Origin of the sequence: Sphingomonas sp. A2-49 (genome assembly GCF_025548555.1) — a bacterium.
In the GTDB taxonomy this organism is placed as follows: Bacteria; Pseudomonadota; Alphaproteobacteria; order Sphingomonadales; family Sphingomonadaceae; genus Sphingomonas.
Genome location: NZ_JAJLPA010000033.1, coordinates 1 through 23,385, shown reverse-complemented (window position 1 = coordinate 23,385; position 23,385 = coordinate 1). Strand labels below are relative to the sequence as shown.

23 protein-coding genes and 1 pseudogene are annotated in these 23,385 nt (G+C 70.4%); 12 read left to right on the top strand and 12 right to left on the bottom strand.

The features are described from left to right. The first annotated feature begins 98 nt into the window (after positions 1 to 98). Both LPN01_RS17865 and clpS read left to right on the top strand, forming a co-directional pair. Positions 99 to 905: a phasin family protein gene (locus tag LPN01_RS17865; protein ID WP_262829773.1), complete on the top strand. Its 807-nt coding sequence runs from the start codon at positions 99 to 101 to the stop codon at positions 903 to 905. Between the two features lie 152 nt (positions 906 to 1,057). Continuing rightward, positions 1,058 to 1,387, top strand: coding sequence for an ATP-dependent Clp protease adapter ClpS (gene clpS, locus LPN01_RS17860; protein ID WP_262829785.1), 330 nt, complete (start codon positions 1,058 to 1,060; stop codon positions 1,385 to 1,387). 21 nt (positions 1,388 to 1,408) lie between these two features. Here clpS and LPN01_RS17855 read toward each other — a convergent pair whose 3' ends face one another. Next, positions 1,409 to 2,140, bottom strand: a complete 732-nt coding sequence (locus LPN01_RS17855) for a Crp/Fnr family transcriptional regulator (RefSeq protein WP_262829772.1) — start codon at positions 2,138 to 2,140, stop codon at positions 1,409 to 1,411. 129 nt (positions 2,141 to 2,269) lie between these two features. On the opposite strand from LPN01_RS17855, the gene murA reads away from it, so the two are divergent. Further along, complete coding sequence (gene murA, locus LPN01_RS17850; protein WP_262829771.1) at positions 2,270 to 3,553, top strand: UDP-N-acetylglucosamine 1-carboxyvinyltransferase; 1,284 nt, start codon at positions 2,270 to 2,272, stop codon at positions 3,551 to 3,553. A gap of 89 nt (positions 3,554 to 3,642) precedes the next feature. On the opposite strand, the gene LPN01_RS17845 is transcribed toward murA, so the two are convergent. The 7 genes from LPN01_RS17845 to lgt all read right to left on the bottom strand — a co-directional run bounded on the left by LPN01_RS17845 (position 3,643) and on the right by lgt (position 10,220). After that, positions 3,643 to 4,158 (bottom strand): phosphoribosyltransferase, encoded by a 516-nt coding sequence (locus LPN01_RS17845; RefSeq protein WP_262829770.1) that lies wholly within the window; start codon positions 4,156 to 4,158, stop codon positions 3,643 to 3,645. Continuing rightward, positions 4,158 to 5,171, bottom strand: coding sequence for an adenosine deaminase (locus LPN01_RS17840; RefSeq protein ID WP_262829769.1), 1,014 nt, complete (start codon positions 5,169 to 5,171; stop codon positions 4,158 to 4,160). Before LPN01_RS17840 ends, LPN01_RS17845 begins: the two co-directional genes overlap by 1 nt. Before the next feature lie 287 nt (positions 5,172 to 5,458). Next, entirely contained in the window at positions 5,459 to 6,772 is a 1,314-nt protein-coding gene (locus LPN01_RS17835) for a cystathionine gamma-synthase family protein (protein WP_262829768.1), read from the bottom strand. Between the two features lie 96 nt (positions 6,773 to 6,868). After that, positions 6,869 to 7,630, bottom strand: a complete 762-nt coding sequence (pgeF, locus tag LPN01_RS17830) for a peptidoglycan editing factor PgeF (RefSeq protein ID WP_262829767.1) — start codon at positions 7,628 to 7,630, stop codon at positions 6,869 to 6,871. After that, the gene (locus LPN01_RS17825) at positions 7,627 to 8,136 is read right to left on the bottom strand and encodes a GNAT family N-acetyltransferase (protein WP_262829766.1); all 510 of its coding nucleotides are present in this window, start codon (positions 8,134 to 8,136) and stop codon (positions 7,627 to 7,629) included. The genes pgeF and LPN01_RS17825 overlap by 4 nt, the downstream gene beginning before the upstream one ends. Further along, positions 8,133 to 9,209, bottom strand: coding sequence for a class I SAM-dependent methyltransferase (locus LPN01_RS17820; RefSeq protein WP_262829765.1), 1,077 nt, complete (start codon positions 9,207 to 9,209; stop codon positions 8,133 to 8,135). The genes LPN01_RS17825 and LPN01_RS17820 overlap by 4 nt, the downstream gene beginning before the upstream one ends. Positions 9,210 to 9,308: 99 nt before the next feature. Then, positions 9,309 to 10,220 (bottom strand): prolipoprotein diacylglyceryl transferase, encoded by a 912-nt coding sequence (lgt, locus tag LPN01_RS17815; protein WP_410482851.1) that lies wholly within the window; start codon positions 10,218 to 10,220, stop codon positions 9,309 to 9,311. 66 nt (positions 10,221 to 10,286) lie between these two features. On the opposite strand from lgt, the gene LPN01_RS17810 reads away from it, so the two are divergent. The 4 genes from LPN01_RS17810 to phbB all read left to right on the top strand — a co-directional run bounded on the left by LPN01_RS17810 (position 10,287) and on the right by phbB (position 16,120). Then, positions 10,287 to 11,978, top strand: coding sequence for a class I adenylate-forming enzyme family protein (locus tag LPN01_RS17810; protein WP_262829783.1), 1,692 nt, complete (start codon positions 10,287 to 10,289; stop codon positions 11,976 to 11,978). 132 nt (positions 11,979 to 12,110) lie between these two features. Then, entirely contained in the window at positions 12,111 to 14,315 is a 2,205-nt protein-coding gene (locus LPN01_RS17805; RefSeq protein ID WP_262829764.1) for a xanthine dehydrogenase family protein molybdopterin-binding subunit, read from the top strand. After that, positions 14,312 to 15,322, top strand: coding sequence for a ferrochelatase (hemH, locus tag LPN01_RS17800; protein WP_262829763.1), 1,011 nt, complete (start codon positions 14,312 to 14,314; stop codon positions 15,320 to 15,322). Before LPN01_RS17805 ends, hemH begins: the two co-directional genes overlap by 4 nt. A 75-nt stretch (positions 15,323 to 15,397) precedes the next feature. Then, a complete protein-coding gene (gene phbB / locus LPN01_RS17795; protein ID WP_262829762.1) occupies positions 15,398 to 16,120 on the top strand; it encodes an acetoacetyl-CoA reductase in 723 nt (240 codons plus the stop codon). Positions 16,121 to 16,221: 101 nt separating this feature from the next. Here the strand turns inward: phbB and LPN01_RS17790 are convergent, their stop codons facing one another. Further along, positions 16,222 to 16,602 carry a glycine zipper 2TM domain-containing protein gene (locus tag LPN01_RS17790; protein WP_262829761.1) on the bottom strand — a complete coding sequence of 127 codons (381 nt, stop codon included), beginning with the start codon at positions 16,600 to 16,602 and terminating at the stop codon, positions 16,222 to 16,224. A 162-nt stretch (positions 16,603 to 16,764) separates the two neighbouring features. Here LPN01_RS17790 and LPN01_RS17785 point away from each other — a divergent pair, with 162 nt between their 5' ends. Further along, entirely contained in the window at positions 16,765 to 17,778 is a 1,014-nt protein-coding gene (locus LPN01_RS17785) for an esterase-like activity of phytase family protein (protein WP_262829760.1), read from the top strand. Between the two features lie 112 nt (positions 17,779 to 17,890). Here the strand turns inward: LPN01_RS17785 and rpmB are convergent, their stop codons facing one another. Then, the gene (gene rpmB, locus LPN01_RS17780; protein WP_262829759.1) at positions 17,891 to 18,190 is read right to left on the bottom strand and encodes a 50S ribosomal protein L28; all 300 of its coding nucleotides are present in this window, start codon (positions 18,188 to 18,190) and stop codon (positions 17,891 to 17,893) included. A 156-nt stretch (positions 18,191 to 18,346) separates the two neighbouring features. On the opposite strand from rpmB, the gene LPN01_RS17775 reads away from it, so the two are divergent. Continuing rightward, on the top strand, positions 18,347 to 18,556 hold the full coding sequence (locus LPN01_RS17775; RefSeq protein WP_262829758.1) for a hypothetical protein: 210 nt from the start codon (positions 18,347 to 18,349) through the stop codon (positions 18,554 to 18,556). 59 nt (positions 18,557 to 18,615) lie between these two features. Then, positions 18,616 to 19,047, top strand: coding sequence for a nucleoside deaminase (locus LPN01_RS17770; protein ID WP_262829782.1), 432 nt, complete (start codon positions 18,616 to 18,618; stop codon positions 19,045 to 19,047). Positions 19,048 to 19,114: 67 nt separating this feature from the next. On the opposite strand, the gene LPN01_RS17765 is transcribed toward LPN01_RS17770, so the two are convergent. After that, positions 19,115 to 19,795: an OmpA family protein gene (locus LPN01_RS17765; RefSeq protein ID WP_262829757.1), complete on the bottom strand. Its 681-nt coding sequence runs from the start codon at positions 19,793 to 19,795 to the stop codon at positions 19,115 to 19,117. A 152-nt stretch (positions 19,796 to 19,947) separates the two neighbouring features. On the opposite strand from LPN01_RS17765, the gene LPN01_RS17760 reads away from it, so the two are divergent. Beyond that, positions 19,948 to 21,249 carry a hemolysin family protein gene (locus tag LPN01_RS17760; RefSeq protein WP_262829756.1) on the top strand — a complete coding sequence of 434 codons (1,302 nt, stop codon included), beginning with the start codon at positions 19,948 to 19,950 and terminating at the stop codon, positions 21,247 to 21,249. Positions 21,250 to 21,987: 738 nt separating this feature from the next. Continuing rightward, complete coding sequence (locus tag LPN01_RS17755) at positions 21,988 to 22,968, top strand: phosphatase PAP2 family protein (protein WP_262829755.1); 981 nt, start codon at positions 21,988 to 21,990, stop codon at positions 22,966 to 22,968. A 3-nt stretch (positions 22,969 to 22,971) separates the two neighbouring features. On the opposite strand, the pseudogene LPN01_RS17750 reads toward LPN01_RS17755, so the two are convergent. Continuing rightward, positions 22,972 to 23,385, bottom strand: a pseudogene (locus LPN01_RS17750) (hypothetical protein); the annotation flags it as partial.

The following is a 23,385-nucleotide window of genomic DNA, read 5'->3' as shown; positions in this document are numbered from 1 at the left end:
ATGGCAAAGGCGGCTTTGCTGCACTGCACAAAAACTGCTTGAATTGATCGATCCGCTTCACTATTGTGCGTCGCAGCATAATAGCTGGAGTAGGATCGATGAACCATAAGGTTCCCAAGGCGCCGGTGAAGCCCGCCAGGCAGCGCCGCATGCGCGCGATCAGCGGTGGCGCGCCCGTGGCAAAGCCGCCCGTCGCACCCGTCGCACCCGTCCCGGCCGCCAAGGCCGTCCCGCCGAAGCCGTCCGTGCCGCAGGCCCCCGCCCCCAGGGCGGTCGCACCCGCGCCGGTCGTACCCGAATCGCCCGCATCCAAGCCGACCGGCAGCAAGCCGGCCCCCGCGGCGACGCCCGCGCCCGCAATGCCGGCGCCCGCGCCGCAGCCGCTGGCCGCGCGCCCCGCACCCGAAGTCGCGGTCCCGCCCGTCGTGGCGACCGCCCCGATCATTCAACCCGCAGCGAAGGAAGTCATCATGGAAACGATCGAAAACGTCACCGCCAAGACCCAGACCGCGTTCAACGACGCGACCGCCCAGGCGAAGGGCGCCGTCGAGAAGGGCCAGAAGATGTTCGAGGACGCCAACGAGTTCGGCAAGGGCAACATCGAGGCGCTGGTCGAAGCGTCGAAGGTCGCCGTCCGTGGCATGGAGGCGCTCGGCCAGGACGCCGCCGCCTTCGCCAAGAAGTCGTTCGAGGAGGCCACCACGGTCGCCAAGACGCTGTCGACGGTCAAGTCGCCGACCGAGCTGATGAAGCTGCAGTCGGACTATGTCCGTTCGGCGTTCGACGCGATGGTCCAGCAGACCTCGCGCAACACCGAGGCGATGCTGAAGCTCGCCGGCGAGGTCGCGCAGCCGCTGTCGAACCGCGTCGCGCTTGCCGCCGAGAAGCTGAAGGTCGCCGCGTAACAGCGACGCGCGACGGACGTGGCGGGGGCGGTCGCAGCGATGCGGCCGCCCCCTTCGCGTTCGGGCCGCGTGGTTTTCCTGTCGACAGGCCTTGCCCCGATGCCCTGCGATGCCATATTTCGGCGGAACACATGACAGTTGCACCGATCACCATGGCCGAACGCCGCGACGACGGGACGGACGAGGGCGCCGGGACCGGCCTCGCCACCAAGACGCGCTCGCGTACCAAGCAGCCGACGCCCTATCGCGTGCTGATGCTCAACGACGATTACACGCCGATGGAATTCGTCGTCCTGTGCCTGCAACGCTTCTTTCGCATGAACATGGACGAGGCGACGCGCGTCATGCTGCACGTCCACCAGAAGGGCGTCGGCGTCTGCGGCGTCTTTTCCTACGAGGTCGCGGAAACCAAGGTCGGCCAGGTCATCGATTTCGCCCGGCAGAACCAGCACCCGTTGCAGTGCACGCTGGAAAAGGCCTGAACGGACCGGCGTCGCGGCCGATCAGCGCGCCGCGGGCAGCCAGCCGAGATCGAGGCCCGCCCGGCGATCGGTGAAATGCCCGGTCCGCGCGAGCAGGGCTTCGTCCAGCAGCGTGAAGCGGCCGCCCTCGCGGGTAATCATCCCCTCCTCTTCCAGTTGCCGCAGCATCCGGTTGACGTGGACCGCGGTCAGCCCGGTGGCGTCGCCGATCTCTTCCTGCGTCAGGCCCAGCCCGAACGTCCGGTCGAGACGCGGGTCGCGCGTGCGCAGCCGGTTGCGGATGTCGAGCAGCAGCGCCGCGACGCGCGCCTTCGCCGACATCCGGCCCAGCCCCGCCAGCCGGTCGGTCAGGCCGATCCGCTCCATCTGGTCGACCGCGATCAGCAGCGCCGACAGCCGCGGATGCGACACCGCCAGCGCGCCGATCGCCGCCCGCTCCAGCGGCGCGACCGCGGCCTCGGTCAGCGCGATCACCGTTTCCGGCGAGCTGCGATAGGCGAGGCTGGCCATCGCCACGATGTCGCCGCGGAACAGGAAATGCAGGATCTGCCGGCTGCCGTCGGGCAGGATGACATAGCTCATCAGCGTGCCGCGGGTGACGACGAACAGCTCGGACGGCCGGTCGTGCTCGCGCAACAGGACCGCGCCACGGCGGAGCGTCCGCTCGCGCTGTTCCAGCCCATCCAGTGCCGCCTGTTCGTTCGCTGACAGGTCGATCAGTTCGCCGAGACGTTCGGCGAGAGAGCTGGCCACGCGTTGATGTTCCCCGATTGTGCCGGAGCGAGTAAGCAAAAGGGCCGAAATGCCGCATTAAAATCGATCAATCGCGCGAACATGATTGTCGTCTTGCACCGGCGCGACAGCGCGTTAGACGCGGGACCCATGGACCGTATCCTCATCCGCGGCGGCAATCGCCTGTCGGGCCGCCTGCCGATCTCCGGCGCCAAGAACGCCGCGCTGACGCTGATGCCGTGCGCATTGCTGACCGACGAGCCGCTGACGCTGCGCAACCTGCCGCGGCTCGCCGACGTCGACGGCTTCGGGCATCTGCTCAACCAGCTCGGCGCGTCGACCGCGATCGAGGGGACGCGGCCGGAGGATTTCGGCAGGGTGATGACGATCCGGACCGGCAAGCTGACCTCGACCGAGGCGCCCTACGACATCGTCCGCAAGATGCGCGCCTCGATCCTGGTGCTGGGGCCGGTGCTGGCGCGGGCGGGCGAGGCGCGGGTGTCGCTGCCGGGCGGCTGCGCGATCGGCAACCGCCCGATCGACCTGCACCTGAAGGCGCTGGAGGCGATCGGCGCGGAGCTGGAAATGGCGGCGGGCTATGTCCGCGCCACCGCGCCGGGCGGGCGGCTGTCGGGCGGCCGCTACCGCTTTCCGGTGGTGTCGGTCGGCGCGACCGAGAACGTCGTGATGGCGGCGGTGCTCGCCCGCGGCGGCAGCGTGATCGAGAATGCGGCGCGCGAGCCCGAGATCGTCGACCTGTGCAATTGCCTGGTCGCGATGGGCGCGCGGATCGCGGGGATCGGCACCGACACGCTGGAGATCGAGGGCGTCGACCGCCTCCACGGCGCGACCTATGCGGTGATGCCCGACCGGATCGAGGCGGGCAGCTATGCGTGCGCCGCGGCGATCACCGGCGGCGACCTCGAGCTGGTCGGCGCGAATGTCGCCGACATGCAGGCGACGACCGACGCGCTGCGCGAGGCGGGCGTCACCGTCGAGCCGACCCGCGACGGCGTCCGCGTGGCGGCGGACGGGCCGCTCGGCCCGGTCAATATCGCGACGGCCCCCTATCCGGGCTTCGCCACCGACATGCAGGCGCAGTTCATGGCGATGCTGTGCATGGCGGGCGGGACCAGCGTGCTGACCGAGACGATCTTCGAAAATCGCTACATGCATGTGCCCGAACTCGCGCGGATGGGGGCCGACATCCAGGTCCACGGCCGCACCGCGGTGGTGAAGGGCGTCGACCGGCTGGTCGGCGCGCCGGTGATGGCGACCGACCTGCGCGCGTCGATGAGCCTGATCCTCGCCGGCCTCGCCGCCGATGGCGAGACCGCCGTCGCGCGCGTCTATCACCTCGATCGCGGCTACGAGCGGCTGGAGGAGAAGCTGTCGGCGGTCGGCGCGGATATCGAACGCGCCAGCGACGGTTGAGCGAAGGCAGGCGCGGCGGTGCGGAGAAAATCGCCCGCTCCCACTAGCGGATTCGGCTAACCCCGATCCGTCATTGCGTCGCCGGACGATCACGCGATCCGGTCGGGCACCTCGGCTGCGTCCTGCTCGATCGAGGCGGACGGGGCGACCGCTTCCCATGGAAACACGAACCAGTCCTTCATCGTCCGGCGGTCGATCGTGCGCGCGCGATAGTCGACGCGTTCGGCGGAGCTGGCGTTGTCGATCAGCGTCGCGAACCGCATCACCGCCGCGGTCGCGCCCGCCGCGGCGAGCGTGCCGCGGATATGCGCGATCGTCCGGCCCGAATCGTTGATGTCGTCGATGAACAACAATTTCTCGCCCGCGCGGGTGCGCTCGGCGAGGCGCACCAGCGGCGCCTCGGCGAAATCGTCGACCTGGCTCGAATAATCGACCGAGAGCATCGGCAGTCCGGTCGCGTGGCTGAGGTAGACCGCGGGGGCGAGGCCGCCGCGGCCGATGCCGATGATGAAATCGGGCGTCCAGCCCGCGTCGCGGATCGCCGCCGCCAACGCATGGACGGCGGCGACGAAATCGTCGTGCGGGATCAGCGTGAACACCGGCATCACTGCGCCGCCATATAGGCGTCGAGCCGCGCCAGATGCCCGGCGACGACCGCGTCGGGCAGGAACGATCCGAGAAAGCTGTTGCGGGCGAGCAGCGCCAGATCGGCGCGCGACAGGCTCCGCGCCTCCGCCGCCGCGCGGTAATTGTCCGCGACATAGCCGCCGAAATAGGCGGGATCGTCGGAATTGATCGTCGCGCGCAGCCCTTCGCGCAGCATCCGGTCGATCGGATGGTCGGCCATGTCGTCGACGACGCACAATTTCAGGTTGGATAGCGGACACACGGTCAGCGTCATCGCGCTCCGCGCCAGCCGGGCGGTCAGCAGCGGATCCTCTAGGCTGCGGTTGCCGTGGTCGAGCCGGTCGATGCCGAGCACGTCGAGCGCCTGGAGGACGTATTCGGGTGGCCCTTCCTCGCCGGCATGCGCGACGAGCCGCAGCCCGGCGCTGCGCGCCGCGGCGAAGACGCGCGCGAACTTTTCGGGCGGATGGCCGAGCTCCGACGAATCGAGCCCGACCGCGGCGATATGGTCGAGCCAGGGCCGTGCCGCCTCCAGCGTCGCGAAGGCATCCGCCTCCTCGAGGTGGCGCAGGAAGCACAGGATTAGCCGCACGCTCATCCCGTGTCGCGCTTCGGCGTCGGCGATGCCGTCGAGCAGCCCGGTGACGACGGTTTCGAACGGCACGCCGCGCGCGGTATGGGTCTGCGGATCGAACATGATCTCGGCATGGACGACGCCGTCGGCGGCGGCACGATCGAAATAGGCGATGGCGAGGTCGCGGAAATCCTCGCGCCGCACCAGCACCTCGGCACCCTGGTAATAGATGTCGAGGAAATCCTGCAACCGGCTGAAGCGATAGGCGTCGCGGACCTCCTCCACGGTCGCGAAGGGAATCGCGATGCCGTTGCGCCGCGCCAGCGCGAACATCAGCTCGGGTTCGAGGCTGCCCTCGATATGCAGATGCAGTTCCGCCTTGGGCAGGCCGGCGATGAAGGTCGTGAGATCGGACATGCCCGCATCATCGTGGCAATGCCCGGCCGGGGCAAGGCGGCTTCGGCGCCACCGGCGTGGCCCTCGCTTTCGGGCGTCGGGTGATCGGCGCGCAAGGGATTTTCGCGCGAAGCCGCGAAGCCGCGAAGATGGCGTGGACGCGCGGCAGTATTCCTTTGTCAAAATCCGAGGAACGCGGAAGCCTGCCTGCGGCGCGACCTCTTTGCGTCTTCGCGTCTTCGCGCGATCCTTCCTCACGGTGGGGGGGCGCACGCCGGACCGTGCCCCCCTTTCCGCAGCGCCTTGGGTCAGATCGCGTCGAGCGCCTGATCGAAGTCGGCGATCAGATCGTCGGCATCCTCGACCCCGATCGAGATGCGCACCAGATTGTCGGTGATCCCCAGCGCCGCCTTGCGTTCCTCGGGCACCGACAGGTGCGTCATCGCGGCGGGGTGGCTGGCGAGCGTCTCGGTTCCGCCCAGCGACACCGCGAGCTTGGCGATGCGCAGCGCGTCGAGGAAGCGGAACGCCTCCGCCTCGCCGCCCTTCACGATGAGCGAAAAGGTCGATCCGGCGCCGGTGCAGTGGCGGGCATAGATGTCCGCCTGTCGCTCCATCCCCGGCGTGTCGGGCAGGAAGCCGAGATAGCCGACCCGCTCGACCTTGGGATGGTGGCGCAGGAAGTTGCAGACCTTGACCGCATTCTCGCCGGCGCGGCTCATCCGCAATTCCAGCGTTTCGAGACTGCGCAGCAGCATCCACGCGGTGTTCGGATCGCAGATCGTGCCGATCGTGTTGCGCATCGACCGGATGGTATTGATGTGCGCCTTGGTCCCCAGCACGCCGCCTGCGACCAGATCGCTGTGCCCGCCGGCGTATTTGGTCAGGCTGTATACGACGATGTCCGCGCCGTGGCGCAGCGGCTGTTGCCACAGCGGCCCCAGGAACGTGTTGTCGATCGCGATCGGCGGCTTTTCCGCGGCGTCGGCGAAGATCGCATCGCGGCTCGCCGCCACCGCCTCGATATCGACCAATGCGTTGGTCGGATTGGCGGGGCTTTCGAGGTAGATCAGCGCGACGTTGCCGGTCTTCGCCTCGGTCAGCACCGCGTCGATCTCGTCGCGGGTCGCGCCGGCGGGGAAGTCGAGCCACTTCACCCCGAACTTGCCGAGGATGCGGCCGATCAGCGTCTCGGTCGCCGCATAGAGCGGGCCGGAATGGACGATCGTGTCGCCCGGCTTGGTCATCGCCAGGAACAGCGTCGCGATCGCCGACATGCCGCTGGAAAAGGCGAGCGCGTCCTCCGCCTCTTCCCAGATCGCCAGCCGGTCCTCCAGGATCTCCTGGTTCGGGCCGTTGAAGCGCGAATAGACGAGGCCGTCGGCGCCGCCCGGCCGCTTGCCGGTGACGCCCTCGAAATGGCGCTTGCCGGCGGCGGCGTTGGGGAAGACGAAGGTCGAGGTGAGGAAGATCGGCGGCTTCAGCGCGCCTTCGGACAGGGCGGGGTCGAACCCGTAGCCCATCATCATCGTGCTCGGCTTCAGCTTGCGGTCGCCGATCCGCTCGACCTGGGCGGCGGGGGTCGCGCCGGGAACGCCGGTCATTTCTGCTTCGTCGGGCATCTCTATCTCCTTGGTTGCAGGAGCATAGTCACAGATCGTATCGGATGACACTATCTTGCGACGGATGCGATGCGCCGGCGCGTCCGGTGCGCGGGATCAGTCTGCTGCGATCAGGCTGATCTGGCGGCCGTAATCCGCCTCGCCGCGATGCGTCGCGCGGCGGAAGCTGAAGAAACGCGGCGCGTCGACATAGGTGTCGAGGCCCAGCGCCGCGATCCGCGTCAGCCCGGCGGCGGCGAGGCGGTGGGCGACATAGGCCTCGAGGTCGAACTGGTGATGCCCCGCGCGGCCAGGTGCGAAGAAGCGTTCGTTGGCCGGGTCCGGGCCGGTGAAGGTGGCGACGAAGCCGTCGTCGACCTCGTAAGAGGCGCGGGCGATGCACGGGCCGATCGCTGCCACGATCGACGTGCGCCGGGCGCCCAGCCGTTCCATCGCCGCGATCGTCGCATCGGTGACGCCGGCCAATGCGCCCTTCCATCCGGCATGCGCGGCGCCGACGACGCCGGCCTGCCGGTCGGCGAACAGCACCGGTGCGCAATCCGCGGTCAGGATGCCGAGCAGCAGGCCGGGGCGATCGGTGACCAGCGCATCCGCACGCGGGCGGGCTTCGTGCGGATAGGCGTCACCGACGGTGACGACCTCGGCGGAATGCACCTGATAGACGGTACAGAGCGCCGCGCCCGGCGCGACCGCGGCGATCGCGCGCCGGCGATTCTCGGTGATCCAGCCATCGACCTCCTGCGATCGGCGACCAAGATCGAGGCTGGCGAACAATCCCTCCGACACGCCGCCGCGCCGGCCGAGGAAGCCATGCGCCACGCCGTCGAGCGCGCGCGCACGGATGACGTCGACGCTCACAGCGCGAGCCGCATCAGGTGGTCCTCGTCCGCATGATCGCCGACCATGAAGGTATAGGTGCCGACCTCCTCGAACCCATAGCGTTCGTAGAAGCGGCGCGCGCGGACGTTGTCGACATAGACCGACAGGAACAGCTCGCGCGCGCCGCGGTCGCGCGCGGTGGCGAGCACCCAGTCCATCATCCGCCCGGCAAGGCCGCTGCCCTGCTGCGAGGCGGTGAGGTACAATTGCCTGAGCTCGATCATCGGCCCCGTGGGCGCGACCGGCAGGCCCTGCGGCCCGAGCTTGGCGAAGCCGACCGCGACGCCATCGTGTTCGGCGAGCTGGAAGGCGAAGGCGGGATCGGCAAGTTCGGCGCGCCACCGCTCCGGCGTCAGCGAACCGAGGAAGCTCGCGAGGTCGGCGGGGGCGTAGAGATGCCCGAAGGTCGCGGTGAAGCACGACGCCATCAGCGCGGCGATCACCGTCGCATCGGCGACGCCGGGCGTGCGCAGCGTCGCAGTCATGCGCCGAACGCCGCCGGCGTGGGCCATTCGCGATGCGTCACCGCCAGCGCGCGGAACAGCGTGCCCATCGCCTCCATCAGCCGGGCGCGATCCGCCAGCACTGCCTCCGCCCGCTCGGGCGCGGCGCGGGCGAGCGCGGCGGCGCGCGAATCGATGCCGAGCCCGCCGAGCAGGTCGCGCTGCGTCACCGGCCCCCAGGCGATTGCGCCCGCGCCCTGCGCCGCCGCGGCGAGCGTAGTGAAATCGACATGCGCGGACAGGTCGGTATCGCCCGGCGCCTCGAACGGATTGGCGAAGCCATGGCCGCGCAACCCCTGCAACGTGTCGGCGAGCGCCGGCCCCTCATAGCCATAGTCGATCACCAGCATCGCGCCCCCCTGCGCAGCGATCCGCCGGCCGAGCGCGGCCATGACGGCGACGCTCGCCGGCGAAATCTCCAGCACCGATCCGGCCGGCGCGTCGCGCAGTTGCTCGGGCAGCACCGCGACCGGCACCGGCTTGCCCGCGATCGGCAGGAACAACGTGTCCTGGCAGGCGACGAGCCGTTCGTGCCAGCCCCCGCCCGCGTCGGCCGCGGCGCGCTTCACCAGCTGGCGGATCGGCAGGGCATCGAAGAATTCGTTGGCGACGACGATCGGCGCGACGTCCTGCGGCAGCGTGTCGACGCCGTCGTGCCACGTCGCATCGGGCACGCGCTGTGCCTGTGCGGCGCGCAGCAGCGGGCTCGTCTCGACGAAATGTACCGGCGGGCGCAGGCCGGCGGTCGCCATCGCCCGCAGCGCGTCGGCGGCAAGCGTGCCGCGACCCGGCCCCAGCTCGACCCAGGCGACGTCGGGCCGCCCGGCGCGATCCCACAGGTCGGCGCACCACAGGCCGATCAGCTCGCCGAACATCTGGCTGATCTCGGGCGCGGTGACGAAATCGCCGTCGCGGCCCAGCGGGTCGCGCGTGGCGTAATAATGCGCATTGGCAGCGGCCATGAACTGCGACACCGGCATCGGCCCGGCGAGCGTGATCGCACGCGCGAGCCGGTCGGGCAGGGGGGCTTCGGGGGGATCGGGCGCGTCGGTCACGCGCGTTCAGATGCCGTGCCGGACAGTCGGGCGCAAGGGCGGGGACCTTCACTCCTTCCGTCATTCCGGCCTGCGCGGGAATGACGGAAGGGCTGTCGGTCAGGCGACGCTCTGCGTCCCCGCGATCGGCTCCACCCGCGTGCGCCGGCCGGGCGCGGTCAGGACGAGGTACAGGCCGCCGACGATCATCGGCACGCACAGCCACTGGCCCATGTGGATGTGCGTCGCCTCGATGAAGGTGCCGCGGAACTGCGCGTCGGGTTCGCGGAAGAATTCGACGATGAACCGCGCGATGCCATAGCCGAGCACGAACAGCCCGACGAGCTTGCCGGGCTGGTAGCGCGCCTTCGTCCGCCAGAAGGCGAACCACAGCAGCGCGAACAGCACGATGCCCTCCAGCCCCGCCTCGTACAGCTGGCTGGGGTGGCGCGCGGGTTCGGGCAGGCCGTAGGGGACGGTGCGCTCGAACACGATCGCCCAAGGCACGTCGGCGGGCTTGCCCCACAATTCGCCGTTCACGAAGTTCGCCAGCCGGCCGAAGAACAGGCCGAACGGCACGACGCAGGCGATGTAGTCGTGCACCCGCAACCAGTCGAGCCTGTGCTTGCGGGCGAACAGGATCAGCCCGATCGAGGTGCCGATGACGCCGCCGTGGAAGCTCATGCCGCCGTCCCACAGCCGGAACACGCGCAGCGGGTGGAGCAGCATGTCGGGCGCGTAGAACAGCACATAGCCGATCCGCCCGCCGAGGATGATGCCGAGCGTCGCGTAGAAGACGAGGTCGTCGGCGTGGCGGCGCGCCATCGGTGCGCCGGGCTGCGCGAGCAGCTTCAGCAGGTACCACCAGCCGACCAGGATGCCCGCGATATAGGCGAGGCTGTACCAGCGCAGCGTGAAGAAGCCGATCGAGAAGATGTCGGGATGCAGCCCCAGGTCGGCGAAACGGATGTGGCCGCCGCCGGCTGCCGGCAGGGCAGCGGGGGCGACGGCGGCGAGCATGGACAGGATCAAGGCTTTCCCCCCGGGTTTGTCGCCTGCATAGTGGCGCAAAGGCACAAGACCAAGCGGAGAGAGATGATGAGGACGGCCCTCGACGAGCGCATGGACGCGACCATGGCCGCGCTGACCGGCGCGGGCGGCATGCTCGCGCTCGGCACGGTGGAGCGCGACGGGCGCGCCTATCCGCTGATCGCCGCTGCGCCGCCGTCGCTGCCCTATTATTTCGCGCATTATTGCGCCGAGCATGCCGACAAGACGTTCCTGGTCGCGGGCGAGGAACGGCTGACCTTCGCGCAGACCTATGCCGCGGCGCTGCGCGTCGCGCGGGCGCTCGCCGGCACGCACGGGATCGGCAAGGGCGACCGGGTCGGCATCGCGATGCGCAATTCGCCGTCGTGGATCGTCCTCTACATGGGCATCGTCATCGCCGGCGGCGTCGCGACGCTGCTCAACGGCTGGTGGCAGGCCGAGGAACTCGCCGCCGCGGTGGCGGAGGTGGAGTGCGCGCTGGTCTTCGCCGATCCGCCGCGGGCGAAGCGGCTGGCGGGCATCGCCGCGCCGGTGGTGACGATCGAGGATATGCTGCCGCTCGATACGGCGCTCGCCGCGCTGTCGGGCGATGACGCCGTCGCGCTGCCGGCGGTGGCGGCGACCGATCATGCAACGATCCTGTTCACCTCGGGCTCGACCGGCCAGTCGAAGGGGGCGCTCGCCGACCATCGCGGCGTCGTGCAGGGCATCTTCAACTATCTGGCGCAGGCGCTGATGATGCTGGGCCTCGCCGCGCAGGACGGCAACGCGCCGACCGAGCAACCCTCGACCCTGCTGACGCTGCCGCTGTTCCACGTCACCGCCGAGATCCCCGTGATGCTGCAGAGCTTCGCGATGGGGCGCAAGCTGGTGCTCATGCCGAAATGGGATGCGGGCGAGGCGATGCGGCTGATCGAACGCGAACGGATCAGCTATTTCGTCGGCGTGCCGCTGATGAGCTTCGAGATCCTGACCCATCCCGATCGCGCCCGCCACGACCTGTCGACCGTCACCGATTTCGCCGCCGGCGGCGCGGCGCGGCCGGTCGAGCACGTACGGCGGATCGATGCCGAGATGGGCGGGGCCAACGGCGGCGGGGCGCCGCTGATCGGCTACGGTCTGACCGAGACCAATGCGGTCGGCACCGGCAACTGGCGCAGCAACTATATCGCCAAGCCCGACAGCGCCGGACGCCCGTCCGCCCCGCTGGTCGACCTCGCGATCCTCGACGACGCCGGGGCGGCGGTGACGCAGGGGGAGCGCGGCGAGGTGTGCATCCGCAGCATCTGCAACTTCATCGGCTATTGGAACCGGCCGGAGGCGACCGCGGCGTGCATGACCGCGGACGGGTTCTTCCGCACCGGCGACATCGGCTATCTCGATCCCGACGGCTATCTGTTCATCGTCGACCGCAAGAAGGACATCATCATCCGCGGCGGCGAGAACATCTCGTGTCAGGAAGTGGAGGCGGCGCTCTACACGCATCCGGCGGTGGCGGAGGCGGCGGTGTTCGGCCTCGCCGACGAACGGTTCGGCGAGGTGCCGGGCGCGGTCGTCCAGCCCCGCGACGGCGCGACGCTGGACGAGGCGGGATTGCAGGCGTTCCTCGGCGAGCACATCGCCGCGTTCAAGGTGCCCGCGCGGATCTGGGTGTCCCAGGCGGCGCTGCCGCGGCTCGGCACCGAGAAGATCGACAAAGTTGCGCTGCGCAACACCTATCGGGCGCTCGCGATGGCGTGACGAGCGGACGCAGCGGCACGGCAGGGCCGCGGCCCGCGCCGCGGCGGGACGGGGGCGCGGCGCCGCACGCATTCGCGCCGCCGCCGAACCAAATCCTTTCAACCGCCCCGCACCCCGGATAAGCCCCTCGCGATGACGGGGATCGATCGACGCAAGGTGCTGGTCGGGGGCGGCGCGGGGATCGGGCTGGTCGTGGCCTGGGCATTGTGGCCACGCAGCTATCGCCCCAACCTCGCCGTAGCGCCCGGCGAAACCGCGCTCGGCGCGTGGCTCAAGATCGGCGACGACGGCCATGTCACCGTCGCGATACCGCAGCTCGAACACGGCCAGGGCGTCTACACCGCGCTCGCCCAGATCGTCGCGGACGAACTGGGCGCCGACTGGCGCACCGTCGGGGTGGAGGCGGCACCGCTCAACCCGCTCTATGCCAATCCGCTCGCGCTCGATTTCCTGTTCGAGGGGACGTTCGCGCGCCTGCCCGACGACCTGCGCCAGGCGTTCGCCGAACGCGCCGGGCTGATCGTCACCGGCGGGTCGACCTCGATCCGGATGTTCGAGGAGGGGTGCCGGACCGCCGGCGCGGCGGCCCGTGCGCTGCTGTGCAAGGCGGCGGCGCGACGCTGGGACGTCGCCTGGACGGACTGCACCGTCGATGCGGGCTTCGTCCTGCATGGCGGCACGCGGCTGCGCTTCGCCGCGCTCGCCGCCGCCGCTGCCGGAGAGGAGGTGCCCGATCCGCTGCCGATCGGCGTTCAGGGGGCGGGCAAGCTCACCGGACGCGCGGTGCCGCGCCTCGACGTGCCGTCGAAGGTCGACGGGTCGGCCGGTTTCGCCGCCGACATCCGCCTGCCCGACATGGTCCATGCCGCGCTGCGTCAGGGGCCGATCGGTGACAGCCGGCTGGTCCGCGTCGATCGCGCCGCCGCCGACCGTATCCGCGGCGTGCTCGCGGTGGTGGAGAACCCGCACTGGGTCGCGGCGGTCGCCACCACCTGGTGGGCGGCGAACCGCGCGCTCGATGCGTTGGCGCCACGGTTCGAAACCACCGGCGCCATGGTCGACGACGCGGCGATCGGTCGCAGCCTCGACGCCGCGCTGGCGGCGGACGGCGAACCCGTCGCCACGGTCGGCACGATCGGCGCCCTGCTCGACGGCGCCGGCGTCGTCACGGCGGACTATGCCGCCGCCCCGGGCGTCCACGCCGCGCTGGAAACGCAGAGCGCGACTGCCGCGTTTCGCGATGGGCGGCTCGAACTATGGCTGCCGACCGCCGCGCCCGCCGCGGCCCGCGCGGCGGCGGCACGCGCGGCAGGACTGGGCGAGGGCGCGGTCGTCGTCCACCCGACGCTGGGCGGCGGCGGGTTCGGCGCGACGCTCGATCCGCTCGTCGCCGAACAGGCTGCGGTGCTGGCGATGCGCCTCAAACGGCCGGTCGCGCTCGTCTGGTCGCGCGGCGAGGACGTCGGCCACGATCGCTTCCGCCCGCCGGCGCGGGCACGGATGCGTGCGCGGCTGTCGTCCAACGGCACGATCGCGGCGTGGGAGGCGCGGATCGCCGCCCCCGCGACCGGTCACGCCCTCGCGCGCCGCCTGTTGCCGGAGGCGGCGGCGATCGCACTCGGGCGGGCCGATCCCTATGCGGTGGCTGGCGCGCTGCCCCCCTATCGCATCCCGGCGCTCGCGATCCGCCACCATGTCGCCGACGTCGGCCTGCCCACCGGCCACCTGCGCGGCGGCGCACACGGCTATACCGCCTTCTTCACCGAATGTTTCGTCGACGAGCTCGCCCGCGTCGCCGGCACCGAGCCGCTGTCCTACCGGATCGGCATGCTCGGCGGCGACGCGCGACTCGCGCGCTGCCTCACCACCGTCGCCGCGCTCGGCGGCTGGGGTGGCGGCGCGCCCGGTTCGGGGCAGGGCATCGCCTGCCACAGCTTCCGCGGCAGCCATATCGCGGTGCTGGCCGAGGCGGAGATGGGCGAGGGCGGGCGCCCGCGGGTCGAGCGGCTCGTCGCGGCGGTCGATTGCGGCCGGATGATCCACCCGGACCTGGTCCTGCAACAGATCGAGGGCGGGCTGATCTTCGGCCTCGCGCAGGCGCTGGGCGCCTCGACCGGGATCACCGCCGGGCGCACGGACGTCCGCGGTTTCGCCGGGCTCGACCTGCCGCGGCTGGTCGACGCGCCCGACGTCATCGTCGAATTCGTCCGCTCGGACGAGGCGCCGGGCGGGGTCGGCGAGCTCGGCGTGCCCGCGGTCGCCCCCGCGATCGCCAACGCGCTGCATGCCGCGACCGGTATGCGGCTGCGTCACCTGCCGCTAAGGCGGGGGGCATGACCCTTCCCGCCGACCACCCGCCCGTCGCGCCGCGCAAGATCGGCGTGCTGCTGACCAACCTCGGTACCCCCGACGCACCCGACGCCCGGTCGGTCAAACGCTATCTCGGCGAATTCCTGTCCGACCGGCGCGTCGTCGAGCTTCCGGCGATCGCGTGGCAGCCGATCCTGCGCGGCATCATCCTCAACACCCGCCCGAAGAAATCGGCACACGCCTATGGCCTGGTGTGGAGCGAGGAAGGCTCCCCGCTCGCCGCGATCACCCGCCGCCAGTGCCAGGGGTTGCAGGGCGCGTTCGGCGAGGGGGTGATCGTCGATTATGCGATGCGCTACGGCAATCCGGCGATCGCCGACCGCCTGATCGCGCTGAAGGACGTGGGCTGCGAGCGTATCCTGATCGCACCGCTTTATCCGCAATATTGCGCGGCGACGACGGCGACCGCGAACGACAAGGCTTTCGCCGCGCTCGCCGGGCTGCGCTGGCAGCCGGCGATCCGCACGTTGCCGCCCTATCACGACGACCCCGCCTATATCGACGCGCTGAAGGATGAGATCGAGGCGCAGATCGCCGCGCTCGATTTCGTGCCCGATGCGATCGTCGCGAGCTTCCACGGCATGCCGCGGCGGACGCTGCAGCTGGGCGATCCCTATCATTGCCACTGCCAGAAGACCGCGCGGCTGCTCGGGCAGGCGCTGGGGCGCGACCTGGTGATCGCCTTCCAGTCGCGTTTCGGCCCGGCGAAATGGCTGGGCCCCGCGACCGACGAGACGCTGGAGGCGATGCCCGCCAAGGGCGTGCGCAAGGTCGCGGTGATCGCGCCGGGCTTTTCGGCGGATTGCCTCGAGACGCTGGAAGAACTGGCGATTCGCGGGCGCGAGAGTTTCGAGGCGGCGGGCGGGACGCATTTCGCCTACCTCCCCTGCCTCAACGACGGTGCGCCGGGGATGGCGATGCTGCGCACGTTGCTGCGCCGCGAATTGCAGGGCTGGATCGGGCAGGACACGTAAAATTACGCTACGGCCATTGCCACTTTGCAGCGCCGTGCCCTAGCCTCCGATGCAACCAGAACGGGAGAGATACTGATGGCCAGAGTAGCGATCGTCACGGGCGGCACGCGCGGGATCGGCGAGGCGATCAGCCTCGCGCTGAAGGAGGCGGGGATCGTCGTCGCCGCCAGCTATGCCGGCAACGACGAGCGCGCCCGCGCCTTCACCGACCGGACGGGTATCCCCGCGTTCAAATGGGACGTCGCCGATTTCGAGGCGTGCCAGGACGGCTGCGCCCGCGTCGCCGCGGAGCTGGGGCCGATCGACATCGTCGTCAACAACGCCGGCATCACCCGCGACGGCACCATCCTGAAGCTGACGTACGAGGCGTGGAAAGAGGTGATCGACACCAACCTCGGCGGCTGTTTCAACATGGCCAAGGCGACCTTCCCCGGCATGCGCGAACGCAAATGGGGGCGGATCGTCAACATCGGTTCGATCAACGGCCAGGCGGGCCAGTATGGCCAGGTGAACTATGCCGCCGCCAAGTCGGGCATCCACGGCTTCACCAAGGCGCTGGCACAGGAAGGCGCGCGCGCCGGGGTGACGGTCAACGCCATCGCACCGGGCTATATCGATACCGACATGGTCGCGGCGGTCCCTGCGGACGTGCTCGACAAGATCGTCGCCAAGATCCCGGTCGGCCGGCTCGGCCAGGCGAGCGAGATCGCGCGCGGCGTCGCCTTCCTGTGTTCGGACGAGGCGGGCTTCGTCACCGGATCGACGCTCAGCATCAACGGCGGCCAGCACATGTACTGACCGCCGTCGGCGACACGATCTGAAACGACAAGGGGGAGCCGACCGTCGCCGGCCGACTCCCCCCGCCCTCGAAACGCTACGCGAGGGACTCTGACTGCCGCTCAGCGGCGGCAGTATCCGGGACGGTCCGACCGTTCGATCGCGCGGCCGGCCAGCGCGCCGGCGCCGGCGCCGAGCACGGTGCCGAGCAGGCGGTCGCCGCGCGTGTCGATGGTGCGGCCGAGCAGGCCGCCGGCGATGGCGCCGACCAGGGTGCCGGTGTCGCCGCTCTTGCAGCGCTGGCCACCGCCGCGATAGCCGCGATCCTGATAATAACCGTTGTCGCCGCGATAGACCCGGTCGCCGCGATAGCCGCGGTCGTATCCACGATCGTAGCCGCGATCGCCGTAATAGCCGCGCTGCGCGACGGCCGGCGTGACGGGGACGAGGGCGGTGGCGGACATGGCGAGCGCCGCACCGGCAAGGCTCAGGGTCTTCAGCATGGGTCTTCTCCCGTAAACTCTTCCAGTCGGCGGCGGCGCGGTGGAGCACCTGTCCGGCGTCGATGAACCCCATTTGCCCGATTCGCATTGAGCGGAGCCTGAATGCGGCCGTTATCCGTCGTTCAGGCTATCGCCCGCCGCGGCGCCCCCTATGGAGGCGCGATGCGCGTCCTGTTCGTTATCCTCGCAGTGCTGCTGATCGTCCCCGGCTGGTCGGGGGAGGAGCGGCTGGCGTTGCTCGGCGACGGGGCGCAGATGACCGCGACGCGCGTCGACCTCGACCCCGCCGATCCGCGGCGGGTGCGGATCGGCGCGCTCACCTATCTCGGCGGGGTCGCGCTGCGCAGTCGCGACCCCGCCTTCGGCGGCTTTTCGGCGCTGCACGTCGCGCATGGGCCCCAAGGGGACCGGTTCACGATGCTGAGCGACGGCGGCAACGTCGCCGCGTTCACGATGGGCGCCGACTGGCAGCCGCGCCGCCTTGCGTTCCGCAACCTGCCCGCCGGTCCCGGCACCGGCTGGGACAAGCGCGACCGCGACAGCGAATCGCTCGCGGTCGATCCGTTCACCGGGCAGCTGTGGGTCGGGTTCGAGCGCGCCAACGCGGTCTGGCGGTACGCACCGGGCTTCGCGCGGGCGGAGGCGTGGCGCCGGCCGGCGGCGATGCGGCGCTGGCCGGCCAACGGCGGGCCCGAATCGCTCGCCCGCCTGCCCGACGGGCGTTTCGTCGTGATCGGCGAGGAGCGGCACGTCCCGCGCCGGCGCTGGCGCGGCCCCGAGCGCGACCGGCTGCAAAGCCGCGATGCGCTGATCTTTGCGGGCGATCCCACGGCGAGCGACCCGGTCCACTTCGCCTACCTGCCCTATGGCCGCTTCGATCCGTCCGACGCGACGGCCTTGCCGAACGGCGACCTGCTCGTGCTCGATCGGTCGTTCGCGCTACCCTATCGATTCGGCAACCGGCTGTCGCTGGTGCCTGCCGCGGCGATCCGCCAGGGCGGCGTCGTGCGCGGCCGGCTGCTCGCCGCGATCGTCGTGCCGCTGATCCACGACAATTTCGAAGGGCTGGCGACGACGGTCGAGGATGGCGCGACGATCGTGTGGATGGTGTCCGACGACAACCAGTCGATGCTGCAACGCACGTTGCTGCTCAAGTTCCGGCTCGACCGACGCTGATTCGCTTCGGTGGGGGGCGACGCCACGCGAAAAGCCCGCCGGTCCGCGGAACGGCGGGCTTTTCGTACCCGTGCAGGCCGACCGGGGCGCAGCGCGCTCCGGCAGCGGTCGTTCAGGCCGCCTCGGCGGTCGTCGACAGCTTCTTGGCGATTTCGCGCTTCAGGCGGCGGCAGCGCAGCGAGAGCTTGTCCTCGCTCGTCTTCACCAGCCAGTTGTCGAGGCCGCCGTTGTGCTCGACCGAACGCAGGCCATGCGTCGAGACGCGCAGCCGCACGCTCTTCTCGAGCGAATCGGACATCAGCGTGACGTTCTGCAGGTTCGGCAGGAACGTGCGCTTGGTCTTGTTGTTGGCGTGGGAAACGTTGTTCCCCACCTGCCGGCCCTTGCCGGTCAGCTCGCAGATGCGCGACATGGTTTTTGATCCTGAATTCGGTTGCCCGGAAAGTCGGCGCCACTAGCGGGTCATGGCGCTTGCGTCAACCGTCGGCGGCGCGCGCGCGCCATGCAACGGAGTCGGCGACGCGGCGTTGTTACGCCATCGTAAAGGTCGCAGACAAGGGGATGATGAATGCGCACGTTGCTCGCTCTGATCGGGGTCATCGCGCTGATCGTCGTGGCGCTGATGTATTTCGGCCTCGTCAACATCGACCAGACCCGGCCCGCGATGGTCCAGGCGCCGCAGTTCAAGGCGGACGTCGCGCGCGTCAGCGTGGGTACGGAGAACAAGACGGTGGCGGTGCCGACGGTCAACGTCGAAAAGCCCGGCAACGCGCAATAGGCTTTACCGCGACGGGGCCGGGCGGCAGGGACGGACGCATGTTTCCGCTGCCGATCCCGATGCGCCGCGCGCTCGACGCCGCGGCCGAGGCGGCGTCGGCCGGCGAGGTGCCGGTCGGTGCCGCGCTGGTCTGGCAGGGCGAGGTGATCGCGGTCGCGGCCAACGCGCCGCGCGCGCTGTGCGATCCGACCGCGCACGCCGAAATACGGGTGATTCGTGCCGCCGCGGCGCTGCTGGGCCGCGAACGGCTCGAAACCGCCGATCTGTGGGTGACGCTGGAGCCCTGCGCGATGTGTGCCGGGGCGATCGCGCATGCGCGCATCGCGCGGCTCTATTACGCTGCCGGCGATCCCAAGGGCGGCGCGGTCGAACATGGCCCCTGCCTGTACGCGCAGGCCACCATGCATCACCGGCCCGAGGTCTATGCCGGGATCGGCGAGGCGGAGGCGGCGGACCTGCTGCGCGACTTCTTCCGCGCGCGGCGGGGCTGATCCGGGCGTAGAGACTCGGTGAAACAGGCGGAAGGCGGCGCGCACCGCCTCCCGCACGTCGTCATCATCAGCGCAGGTCGGTCTGCGAGATCGGTACGATCTTCACCTCGACGCGGCGATTCGCGGCGCGCCCGGCATCGGTGTCGTTCGAGGCGATTGGCTGCGATTCGCCGAAGCCGCGGGTGCCGATCCGCGCCGGCTGGACGCCGCGGCTGGCCAGGTAATCCGCCACCGACGTCGCCCGCCGTTCGGACAGCGTCTGGTTGTACGCATCCGACCCGGTCGAATCGGTATGGCCGTACACGTCGATATAGGTCTGGTTGTACTGTGCCAGCGTGTCGGCGACCTGGTCCAGCGTCCGCTTGAACTGCGGCTGCACGTCGGCGCTGTCATAGGCGAAGGTGATCCCCGACGGGATGTTGAGCACCAGATTGTCGCCCTCGCGCGTCACCTGCACGTCGGTGCCCGCGGTGCGCGCACGCAGGTCGCGTTCCTGCCGGTCCATGTACGCGCCGATCCCCGCACCGGCGAGGCCGCCGATGCCGGCGCCCAGGATCTTTTCGGTCCGGTCGCGGCGGCCGCCGACGAGGTCGCCGAGCAGGTAGCCGCCCAGCGCGCCGCCGATGCCGCCGATCGCGGTCTTCGAAATGCGACGCTCGCCGGTCTCGGGATCGGTGGTGCAGGCGCTCGTGGCGACCAGCGCGACGAGCGCGGCGGCGGTCGCCAGCTTGGGGAACTTGGCTTTCATGACATCCCTTTCATGTGTCTTCGCCGGATAAACTCAGGGCCGAAGCGGCTTGTTCCGCCTGCGATCTGAACCATCGATGACGGACGATGTCGGCCCGGCCCGACAGATATGGTTGTCGTCGCGCCACTTGTGCGGCAAAGACGCATCCGCCGATGGCACCGCTTCCGCCCTTCCCCTGGATCGACGTCCTCATCATCCTCGCCCTCGTCGCGCTGAACGGCGTGTTTGCGATGAGCGAGCTGGCGATCGTATCGTCGCGCAAGGCGCGGCTGGAGGCGATGGCGCGGTCGGGACGCAAGGGGCCGGTCGCCGCGCTCAAGCTCGCCGCCAACCCGGGCAAGTTCCTGTCTTCGGTGCAGATCGGCATCACGCTGATCGGCATCCTGGCGGGTGCCTATTCGGGATCGAGCCTCGGCGGGCCGACCGCGGCGCGGCTGGAGGCGATGGGTCTGGCGGCGGAGACGGCGCAGACCGCGGGCTTCGCGCTGGTCATCGGCCTTACCACCTATGCCTCGCTCATCATCGGCGAATTGGTCCCCAAGCAGTTCGCGCTACGCAAGCCGGAAACCGTCGCCTCGCTGGTCGCGCTGCCGATGCGCTGGATCGCGGTGATCTGCGCGCCCCTCGTCTGGCTGCTCGATTCGTCGAGCGCCCTGGTCTTCCGCGTCCTCGGCCTCAACCGCGAATCGGAGGATCAGGTGACGGCGGAGGAACTGCACCTGATCGTCGCGGAAGCGAGCAAGTCGGGCGTGATCGAGGAGCATGAACGCACGATCATCTCCGGCGTCGTCCGCCTCGCCGACCGGCCGGTGCGCGAGGTGATGACGCCCCGCACCGAGGTCGACTGGCTCGACTGCAACCTCGATGCCGCCGGCATCCGCGACACGCTGCTCGCGACGCCGCACACGCGCCTCCCCGTCGCGGAGGGATCGGTGGATGCGGTCGTCGGCGTCGTGCAGGCGCGCGACATCGCCGCGGCGCTGTTCCGCGGCGAAGCCCTCGACCTGCGCAAGCTGATGCGGCGCGCGCCGGTGGTGATCGACCGGATCGATGCGATGGACGCGCTGATCGCGCTGCGCCAGGCGGAGGTGCCGATGGCGTTGATCCACGACGAATACGGGCATTTCGAAGGGATCGTGACCCCCGCCGACCTGCTCGCCGCGATCGCCGGCGAATTCGCGAGCGACACCGATCCCGACGATTCGCCCTCCGTCGTGGTGCGCGACGACGGATCGCTGCTCGTCGCGGGCACGATGGCCGCCGACGCCCTCGCCGAGCGGCTGGGCATCGACCTGCCCGAGGACCGCGACTATGCGACCGTCGCCGGACTGGCGCTGGCCGCGTTCCGCCACCTGCCGGCGGAGGGCGAGAGTTTCGAGGAACAGGGCTGGCGGTTCGAGGTCGTCGATCTCGACGGTCGCCGCATCGACAAGCTGCTCGTCAGCGCGCTCTAGCGCCGCCTGCGATCCGCACGCGGCACCCCGGTTCGTTTGAGAGCCCGCCGTGCGTAACGGAATGGCAGGAGTGGCCGGCGCGACGTCTGCGCCTACGATGGTCATGGACCTGTTCAGGGCGATTATACGAGCGAACCCGCGGCCCAGCCCGAACCCCGATCGTTGTCGGCCGTGGCGTCGGAGAATGAATGGTCGCGCGGAGGATGCAGAGGTGTCGCGACCGGCGCGACCTGCGTCCTGTCATCGCCAGCCATCCAAACACGCGCGTCTGCCGCCGCATCGACAAGCTGCTCGTCAGCGCGCTCTAGCGCCGCCTGCCATCCGCACGCGGCACCCCGGCTTGTTTGAGAGCGCGCGGTGGGCAAGGGGGATGGCCAAAGTTTCTTGCGCGATGCCTGCGCCCACGATGGTCACGAACCTGTTCGGGGCGACTGTACGAACGAACCGCCGTCCCAGCCTGAACCCCGATCGTTGTCGGCCGTGGCGCCGGAGGATGAATGGTCGCGCGGAGGACGCAGAGGTGTCGCGCCCGGCACGACCTGCGTCCTGTCATCGCCATCCATTCTAACACGCGCGTCGGCCGCTGCTTCTTCGCGCATCGGTGCCGGATCCTTCTCGCCGGAGTGCGCCCGTCGATCCACGCCCGGCGCGGCATCGCGCGACGTCGCGGCTGTTGGTTCATCGCCGCTTCAGCGCACGGCCGCGACGGGGGAGGCGAACGATCGGGATCCGTCAGCCGTGTTGCAGCCAGTCCATGCCGCCGTCGCGCGGGCCGGGGCCACCCCCGCCCGATCCCACCCCGCCGGCGCGCGCGACCATGGATTCCCGCCACGTCACGTCGCCGCGGCGCTGCTCGCCAGCGTGGTCGCGTCGGCGGCGCTGATGATGCAGGCCGGGCTGCGCGTGACGGGGGACGGCCGCGTCGCGCTGGCGCTGGCGCTCGGCATCGTGCTGGTGATCGTGCTGCGCAGCCGCCGCGTGACCAACGGCTGGCGTCATGGTGCGGCGCTGCGCGACGGCGCGGGCTATTATGCGCTGTTCACCGGCATCGCGCTGGCCGGCGCGGTGACCAGCTATCCGATCGCCGCATCGACCCACGGCTATGCCGACCCGATGCTCCAGCGGATCGACCTTGCGCTCGGATTCGACTGGCTCACCTGGTATCGCGCGGTGGCGGCGCATCCGGTGCTCCAGGTCGTCGGCACCGCCTGTTACCAGAGCATCTACGTGACCCCGGCGATCCTGCTCGGCTGGTTCGCCCGGACCGGCGAGCGTGCGGAGGCGCATCGGTTCCTCGCCAGCTTCTGGCTCGCCGCGGTGGTCACGCTGGCGCTGTTCGCGCTGATGCCCGCGGTCGGGCCGCTCTCATACCTGTGGCACGGTCCGTTGCCCTATCTGCCCGCGAGCGAGACGTGGCAGTCGGACCTGATTCCCGCGCTGCGCGCGCGTCGCGTCGGCGCGGTCGACCTCGGCGCGTTGCGCGGGCTGGTGTCGGCGCCGAGCTTCCACGCCGCCGCGGGCACGATCTATCTCAGCACGGCATGGCGGACGCCGCCGCTGCGCCTGCCGCTGATCGGGCTGATCGCCGCGATGCTGCTGTCGACGCCGGTCGAGGGCACGCATTATCTGGTCGACATGATCCTGGGCGCGGGCGTCGCACGGATCGCGATGGAGGCGGTCGACCTCGCGCTCGCCCGGACGCGTCGCCGCGCGGGCTGACGGTCAGAGGCGCCCGAACACCGCCTCGAACCCCGCGGTGTCGCCCGCCGCCAGGAAGCGCGCCTGCTCGATCCAGCGGTCGCGCGTCATCCTGCCGGAGAACGGGCCGAGCTGGGCATCGAGCCGCGCCGCCTCGTCGTCGGTCAGCGCCGCGACCTGGCCCACGGTCGATACGCCCAATTCCCCCAGCCGCGTCGCGAGCTTGGGGCCGAGGCCCTTCAGCGTCGACACCGGCGCATCCGCCGGCGACGTGGCCTGAGGCAGAGGCGCCGGCGCGGGGGGTTCGGCTGGAACGGCCTGCGGCACCGGGGCCGGCGTCTCCAGGACGGCCGTTGCCGGAGACGCGGCTTCGGTGGCGGGCGCCGCCTCTAGCGGGCCGGTGGCCGCGACCGGCTCGTCGGCGATCGGCTCGGGCTC